Here is a 7514-nt window from a genome sequence, read left to right on the forward strand (position 1 = left end):
TCGTTTATGCATTGACTATCTTGTTTGGCCTAGTGTAACTGGCGCCATCATTTCGATAAGGAACAATATAAGGTTCGTCATCTTCTGGACGAACAATCTGGTAGTACTGAGGCAAATTGAAATTGATCAGTTTCGAAGAGAGCGGATTTTCATCTTTCACCGAGGTATAAAAACTGTTCACGCTCGCAATCATCTCATCTTTCTCACCTTTAAACTGGTGATAGACTTCCACTCGATTCGATTCGTCCAACACGTAGATATTGAAGCCTTTATCAGTATCTTCAAAAAAGAACTGAATCAAACCTTCGCTAGCAAAACCATCAACCACTTCAGGCAACTGATAGTCCTGTTCCTTATCTAGCATCAGAAGTGGTGAACCTTTCAACTTGTTGGTCGAAATACTGCGATAAAAATCTACCGAGTTTTCCAACATTTGAACCGAAACACCACGACGTTCATAAAAAAGACCGTAAGTTTGCTGACCTATGCGTAAAGCCTTAAATCGACGACGTTTTTCTTGTTCAACTGGCTTGAGACGTAAATCAATACACTCTGCCAATAACTGATAAACCTTGTTGCGCATGACGCCACGTAGATTTTTGCTGTAACAGAACACATCCACTGACTCTGGCGGGATCGCATCCTGATGCATTTTCCCTAGCACGGTTTTCAACCCGTCCAGCATGGCCGTCTCACCTTTAAAATGCAAAGTACGCACTTCATGCCACGAATTGCGGTAAACTAAATCAACACTGCCGACTAGGCATTTCTGCTCAGGACCAAAGCTAAAAATATCTGTGGTTTTAGGATCAAGCTTCAAAGACTTACCACTCAGGTCTGCTGTTGGATCGTTTTCAAAGTTGATAAACATCGCCAGTTGACTAATTTCACATGGGCTAGCTAACGCTTGCATTGTCGGTCGGCGTTTACGCAGTGAGAATGTATTACGTAGGTCACTCACCATCTGATAGAACTTGTCGATGTCGAGGTGAGCATCACGAATCACAGAATGCAAACGAGTCGATTCTGTAATCAAACCATTGAAGAATGACCATGCGACTAGCTTACTCAAATACTCGTTATGTTCTAACGGCGCCTGACCGATAATACGGTGTGGAGTCAAAGGTTGTTTATACAGATACCAACCCGCTTTATTTGTCCGTCCTGGACGAACTTCAATAAAGGTGAGGTCAGACTCATGCAAATCAGGAGAAATCTGAGGATTAAGCAGTGTAACTTTACCTGGTAACACTTCAAACGCAGCATACAGCTTACGCGCCAAGATACTAATATCCTGAGGGCTAATGGCAGAAGTAATATCGTTGCGACGAGCAAACTGAATAAGATTCCGGTAGCTCTGCATCAAAGCGTCCAGCAGCGCATGGTGCACAACTTTGACTTGCTCTACTTTCCAGTTACGACGGTCATCAAGCTCTTCAATAACAGAGTCTGACCAATTCCACTGCTGTACTAGCTCACTCAGCGCTTCACGACGCCATTCCACCGAACCCACACTTGGTTCTCTAGAAAGCTTTTCGTGCGTTTTAAGATAAAAACAGCGGCGCACTAAATCTAAACGCGTGGTATCTCCAATACGTTCAAGATAACGAGTCACCTTTTCTAGCATTAGGTAATACGCATCCATCCCGTAAAGATCCGGCTCATGCGCAAAGAAACGTCGCTTAGTATCTAGGCTCAACAGCTGAGTATTTGGGTACTCCCACGAATAGGCTTCTAATAAAATGGCTTTCAGAACCGACTTGTATGGCGAGTCAATACTCTTGTAAAGCTGCCATAGATTCGAGCCAAAATACTCCTCTGCAGGAATTCGATTCAATTTGCCGAAGTCAATCCACTTAGAGCAATCGATATATCCTTTACTGCACAGGTCTTTTACATATTCGTCGTAGCACTCTTCCATCTCAGTTGGAACAATCTGCCACAGCAAGCGCTGGCCAGCGAGGCGGACAGCACTGCGATAAAACTCATCAAGTAACAGTAGATGCTGAGATGAACCACAGTTGTCACCGGTCATTTCTTCAGAATGATTTGAACGGAAACGTTGCTCATCCATTAAGAAGAAATTCGCTTCAACACCCTGAGTTTGTGCCCAATCAGTGATCAGTAAACATTTGTTGGTTAGGCTTTCTCTTTCCTCGCATTCCATCTCAGGTGATACACATACCCAAATATCCAGATCACTGGAGGTGCTTTGCCCAATAGAAGATGTACTTCCCATGGTATAAAGACCGAGAATTGCTGGATTTTCACTGGTAGGTAGAGGCTGTCCAATGGTTAATTGGCTATCTTCAACGAATTGCTGCTGAATGTCGTTAAGCTCAAAATCACAAATACCAAAAGGAACGTTGGCATCAAAGTAACCAGGAAACAGAGGATGGTTGAAATGGAGTAGAGTTGGGATCAGATGGAAGACTCGTTGACTTGGTAAATCCATAAGCGCCAGCGCACGTTCAATACGTTGCTGGTTAAGGTTATCAAGTCTCTTTATTAACGTCTTGGTGTAAGCCTGCAAGGGAGCTTCCTTGGTTCATATCCTAGATAGTGCCTGACTAAAAACTGTCCTAAAGCACCAACAAAACGTGATCAATCTAACATTTTTATTTGGATTGGTAAAGAAATGTACGATCTGATCTACACAATTTTGTCCATCTGAAGTTGCCGCTCTTAGTGTGGTACGTAACTGCTCTTAATAATAATAGCCTATTTTACAAACGAGACATTTATCACACTCTTTCGATAATTTTGTGCTAGCAAACATCAATCCCTCACCCGAATGAATATGCAGTAATGCATTTTTAGCCGACAGTGGTAGGATTAGCGATTATTTTGGTATCAGCAGAACACTATGACTCAAACAACTCCAATTCGTATCGCTACACGTAAAAGTCCACTTGCGCTTTGGCAGGCTCACTATGTTAAAGACGCATTGCAAGCTGCTCACCCAGGTTTGGAAGTTGAGCTAGTGACCATGGTAACCAAAGGCGACATTATCTTAGATACACCGCTAGCAAAAGTGGGTGGTAAAGGTTTATTCGTTAAAGAGCTTGAAGTCGCCATGCTGGAAGGTCGAGCAGATTTGGCCGTCCACTCGATGAAGGACGTTCCTGTCGATTTCCCAGAAGGCCTAGGCCTAGTCACCATCTGTGAGCGTGAAGATCCACGCGATGCTTTTGTATCCAACACATACAGCAGTATTGATGAACTCCCCCAAGGAGCAATTGTGGGCACTTGTAGCCTGCGTCGTCAATGTCAACTTAAAGAGGCTCGTCCGGACTTAGTCATTAAAGAACTGCGTGGCAATGTTGGCACTCGTCTCAGCAAACTGGACGCTGGCGAATACGATGCCATCATTCTTGCTGCCGCTGGCCTAAAACGCCTTGAACTGGAAGAGCGTATCAAGAGCTTTATTGAACCAGAACAGTCCTTACCAGCAGTTGGACAAGGGGCAGTCGGTATTGAATGTCGCTTAGACGATGAACGCCTTATTGAACTCCTAGAGCCACTAAACCACAAAGAAACCGCAGACCGTGTTCGCTGTGAACGCGCAATGAACCTAACCCTAGAAGGTGGATGTCAGGTGCCAATCGGTAGTTACTCGCTCATTGATGGCGACAACATCTGGCTACGTGCTTTAGTGGGTGAACCAGACGGCTCTAAGATCGTTCGTGGTGAGATCCGTGGCGCTCGTGCAGACGCAGAAGCTCTAGGTGTCGAACTTGCTAATCAACTATTGGCAGACGGCGCCAAAGAGATTCTGACTAAACTGTACGCAGAACACGAGTAAATCACTATGGCAGTACTGGTCACTAGGCCGGGACAACAAGGCCTTACCCTATGTGAGCAACTTTCGAAGGTTGGAGTTTCCAACCTTCACCACCCTCTTATACATATCCAGCCCGGTGAGCACTTAACCGGACTGGAGAATCGAATAGCTGAAGTTGACATCATCATCGCAGTTAGCCAGCACGCAGTGGAAGCGAGCCATCGTTTCCTCTCACAATTGAGCCTAACTTGGCCTTCACAGCCGATCTACCTTGCCGTTGGTCAAAAAACTGCACATGTTTTGAGCAAAGTGAGTCAACAAAAAGTACACTACCCAGAAATTAGTGACAGCGAACATCTACTTAATCTGGATGTACTGCAAAACGTCACCAACAAATCAATCCTCATCTTGCGTGGAAATGGCGGGCGAGAACTCATCTTCGATACGCTCTCTGCACGAGGTGCGTGTGTTGAATATAGAGAAGTATACAAACGAGAAAACCTAGCTTTCCGCTCAGATTTACTCGTACCGTTCTGGCAAGATAAAAACATTAATCAATTAGTCATCACCAGTTCAGGTCAGCTCGACTACTTTATTTCGCAGTTTAATCAACAACAACGGGACTGGTTATTTACGCTACACCTCTACGTACCTAGCGAGCGTATAGCGCAACAAGCACGAGAAGTCGGTTTTAAAGTGGTCACCAATACTTTCAGTGCCTCGAACCCAGTGTTATTGGCTGCTCTCCGGCCAGACAAAACAGGACAATAAGTCATGACAAGCAAAAATAAAAACGAAAACATTGCCCCTGACCAAGAAAAAGATAAGGCAGCGGACGCAAACAAATCAGAAACAACAGCGTCTGCAGAAACAGCGGTAGAGACAGCAGAGCAAGTCTCACCAGCCACAGAACCAAAACCTAGCGAAGCCGCGAAAACTCAAGCTGAAGATAAACAAGCCAAACGTGGCGTTAAGCTCGCGACTGTTGCCATCGTTATTTCGGTCCTTTTCGGTGGCGGTCTTACCTTCCAAATGCAACAAAAGAACGCTGAATACCAAGCGCAAATTAGCGCATTACAGACTCAGTTGCAGCAAACTCAAAACTCAGTTCAATCTGAACTTGAAGCGACCCAGCAGCAAGCCATCGCCAAAGCGACAGAAATCACTCACCGTGCAGAAACCGTATTAGCTCAGCAACAAAAAAGCATTGAAAGCCTTCAGTTAGCCGTTGCTGATGTGAAAGGGCGTCGGCCAAATGACTGGCTTCTCGCGGAAGCAGATTACTTGGTAAAACTGGCAGGACGTAAACTCTTTCTTGAGCATGACGCGGTAAGCGCAACCAAACTGATGGAAAGTGCGGACCAGCGCATCGCTGCACTGAACGACCCAAGTTTAGTTCCACTGCGAAAAGCGATGGCCAACGACATTACTAAGCTAAAGACCATTCCATTAGTTGATCGTGAAGGTTTAGTGCTACGCATTACAGCACTACAGCAACAGGTAGATAAACTCCCACTTGCCAATGCCCTACTTCCTGAAGCAGATAAGCAGCAAAAACCTGTAGTTTCAGAAGACATCTACGACTGGCAAGATAACCTAATTACTTCACTAAAAGATTTTTCTGACAACTTCATCACTTTCAGAACTCGTGATGGAAACGTTATTCCACTCCTATCACCTCAGCAGCACTTCTACTTAAAAGAAAACATTAAGGCGAAGTTAGAGACAGCGATTAAGGCCGTCTACGTAGAACAACAAGAAATCTACTCGACTGCGTTAACAACCGCAGACAAATGGTCATCAACCTTCTTTAACCAAGACTCAAATGAAGTGAAAGAGTTTAATAAAGCTCTAGAGCTATTGAGCTCACAAAAGGTTCAAGTTGAGTATCCAGTTAAGCTTGAAACCCAACAGAACCTATCTGATGTCATTCGTGAACGCCTTCGTCGTGAAGTAACGACTCTAGTATCGGAGGATAAGTAATGTTTCGCCTTATTTTTCTCTTTGTCGTACTCGGATTAGGACTGTTTGTTGGTACTCAGTATGCAGGTCAACAAGGCTATGTGCTGATCTCAATTGCCAACAAAACCATCGAGATGAGTGTCACGACTTTAGTCATCTTCGTTATTGGCGCGCTAGCAGCACTGTTCGGTTTAGAGTATCTGATTAAGAAAGTATTCTATGCGAGTTCAGCGACATGGAATTACTTCAGCGTGCGTAAAATGAGACGCTCACGCCGCTACACAAATGAAGGAATCATCAAGTTGCTCGAAGGTGATTTCAAGCTCGCAGAGAAAAAAGTGACTCGTTGGGCCAATCATCATGATATGCCACTACTCTGTTACTTAGTTGCATCAGAAGCAGCACAAGGCATGGGTAATGAAGCACAGCGTGATCGTTACTTAGAACTGGCAGCACAGCAAGAAAACGCTGAGCTAGCGGTTGAGCTCACTAGAGCCAAACAACAAATTCGCGATGCTAAGTACAACCAAGCTCTTGAAACGCTGTCAGGCTTGAAACATAACTATGCCAACAACCTAATAGTGCTGAACTTACTCAAACAGGTTTACATTGAACTGAAGCTTTGGCAGCCGCTTTTGGACTTACTGCCAAAACTCGTAAAGAATAAGATCGTGACCGAAGAGGAACAAGAGCCATTAGCACAACGAGCACAATGCGGCCTGCTTACTGAAGTTGCAGAGCAAAAAGGGAGTGAAGGACTGATCGCTCACTGGAATGCGCTACCACGCAAGGTGAAATCAGACGCTCACCTAGTGGAGTGCTTTGCGAAACAACTCATCAACCGTCAGGCAGATAACGAAGCGTTTACTTTAATTAAAGAAACACTTAAGAAGCATCCGAATTCTGAATTATATCGCTTACTTCCTGAGCTTAAACTCTCAGACAGCCATCCAGTTATCACCTTCTTAGAAGAAGTTCTAAGAAAAGATGCCAATAACGCACAAGCAAATAGTGCTTTAGCGCAGTTCCACCTACGTAATGAAAACTGGAGTGGCGCTCAACAGTACTTAGAGAAAGCGCTCTCTATACGCTCAAACGTCTCAGATTACGGTCTACTGGCGGATGCCCTAGAGAAACAAAACCTAACTAAAGCCGCACATGAAGTCTCTAAAAAAGCACTGACTCTGGTCAGCGGCCCTGCTGCTTAACACTAGCAAGTACTTTAGAAAGCCACCTAATCAGGTGGCTTTTTTGTGGGCGAGAGGCGAGAGGCGAGAGGCGAGAGGCGAGAGGCGAGAGGCGAGAGGCGAGAGGCGAGAGGCGAGAGGCGAGAGGCGAGAGGCGAGAGGCGAGAGGCGAGAGGCGAGAGGCGAGAGGCGAGAGGCGAGAATATTATCTCTTCCAGGGAACAAGTTCTGTCAACACGTTCTTTCAGCATTCTGACCACACCCACCTCCAGAAGGACGAAGTCCGTTCCAGCTATCCATAAGCGAAGCGATCCATAGGGCGCAGCCCGTTCCAAAATCCAGCAGCGAAGCGTTCCAGTTATCTCGAAGGACGAAATCCGTTCTAAATTCTCGTAGGGCGAAGCCCGCTCTCGGAGCGAATGTAAACCTCCCCTAAACTAGTGGCATACCATTTTAGAGTTCTTCGGCTTAGACTGAGCATAGAAGGAGAACCCGCGATGAAAAAATCACGTTACTCAGAAACACAAATCGTCAAAATCTTAAAAGAAGTGGAAGTGGGTCGTAAGGTCAATGAAGTGTGC

At 45.3% G+C, this 7514-nt stretch carries 6 protein-coding genes; 5 read left to right on the forward strand and 1 reads right to left on the reverse strand.

Going from position 1 to position 7514, the window contains the following annotated elements:
* Positions 1–4 precede the first annotated feature (4 nt).
* Positions 5–2533 carry a class I adenylate cyclase gene (locus DA100_RS11220; RefSeq protein WP_138972208.1) on the reverse strand — a complete coding sequence of 843 codons (2529 nt, stop codon included), beginning with the start codon at positions 2531–2533 and terminating at the stop codon, positions 5–7.
* Positions 2534–2866: 333 nt separating this feature from the next.
* Here DA100_RS11220 and hemC point away from each other — a divergent pair, with 333 nt between their 5' ends.
* The 5 genes from hemC to DA100_RS21340 form a co-directional block, all read left to right on the forward strand.
* The gene (hemC, locus tag DA100_RS11225) at positions 2867–3805 is read left to right on the forward strand and encodes a hydroxymethylbilane synthase (protein ID WP_138972209.1); all 939 of its coding nucleotides are present in this window, start codon (positions 2867–2869) and stop codon (positions 3803–3805) included.
* 6 nt (positions 3806–3811) lie between these two features.
* On the forward strand, positions 3812–4555 hold the full coding sequence (locus DA100_RS11230) for a uroporphyrinogen-III synthase (protein ID WP_138972210.1): 744 nt from the start codon (positions 3812–3814) through the stop codon (positions 4553–4555).
* Between the two features lie 3 nt (positions 4556–4558).
* The gene (locus DA100_RS11235; RefSeq protein WP_138972211.1) at positions 4559–5767 is read left to right on the forward strand and encodes a uroporphyrinogen-III C-methyltransferase; all 1209 of its coding nucleotides are present in this window, start codon (positions 4559–4561) and stop codon (positions 5765–5767) included.
* Positions 5767–6954, forward strand: a complete 1188-nt coding sequence (locus tag DA100_RS11240; RefSeq protein ID WP_138972212.1) for a heme biosynthesis protein HemY — start codon at positions 5767–5769, stop codon at positions 6952–6954. Before DA100_RS11235 ends, DA100_RS11240 begins: the two co-directional genes overlap by 1 nt.
* A 476-nt stretch (positions 6955–7430) precedes the next feature.
* Positions 7431–7514, forward strand: an 84-nt coding sequence (locus tag DA100_RS21340; protein WP_240800910.1) for a transposase, incomplete at its 3' end; no start/stop codon positions are given.

This window comes from Vibrio sp. Hep-1b-8 (assembly GCF_006124995.1).
Taxonomy (GTDB): Bacteria; Pseudomonadota; Gammaproteobacteria; order Enterobacterales; family Vibrionaceae; genus Vibrio.

Bases quoted from the DNA above. Each gene is read 5' to 3' on its own strand.
- hemC (WP_138972209.1), top strand. From the start codon at position 2,867: ATGACTCAAACAACTCCAATTCGTATCGCTACACGTAAAAGTCCACTT.
- DA100_RS11230 (WP_138972210.1), top strand. From the start codon at position 3,812: ATGGCAGTACTGGTCACTAGGCCGGGACAACAAGGCCTTACCCTATGT.
- DA100_RS11235 (WP_138972211.1), top strand. From the start codon at position 4,559: ATGACAAGCAAAAATAAAAACGAAAACATTGCCCCTGACCAAGAAAAA.
- DA100_RS11240 (WP_138972212.1), top strand. From the start codon at position 5,767: ATGTTTCGCCTTATTTTTCTCTTTGTCGTACTCGGATTAGGACTGTTT.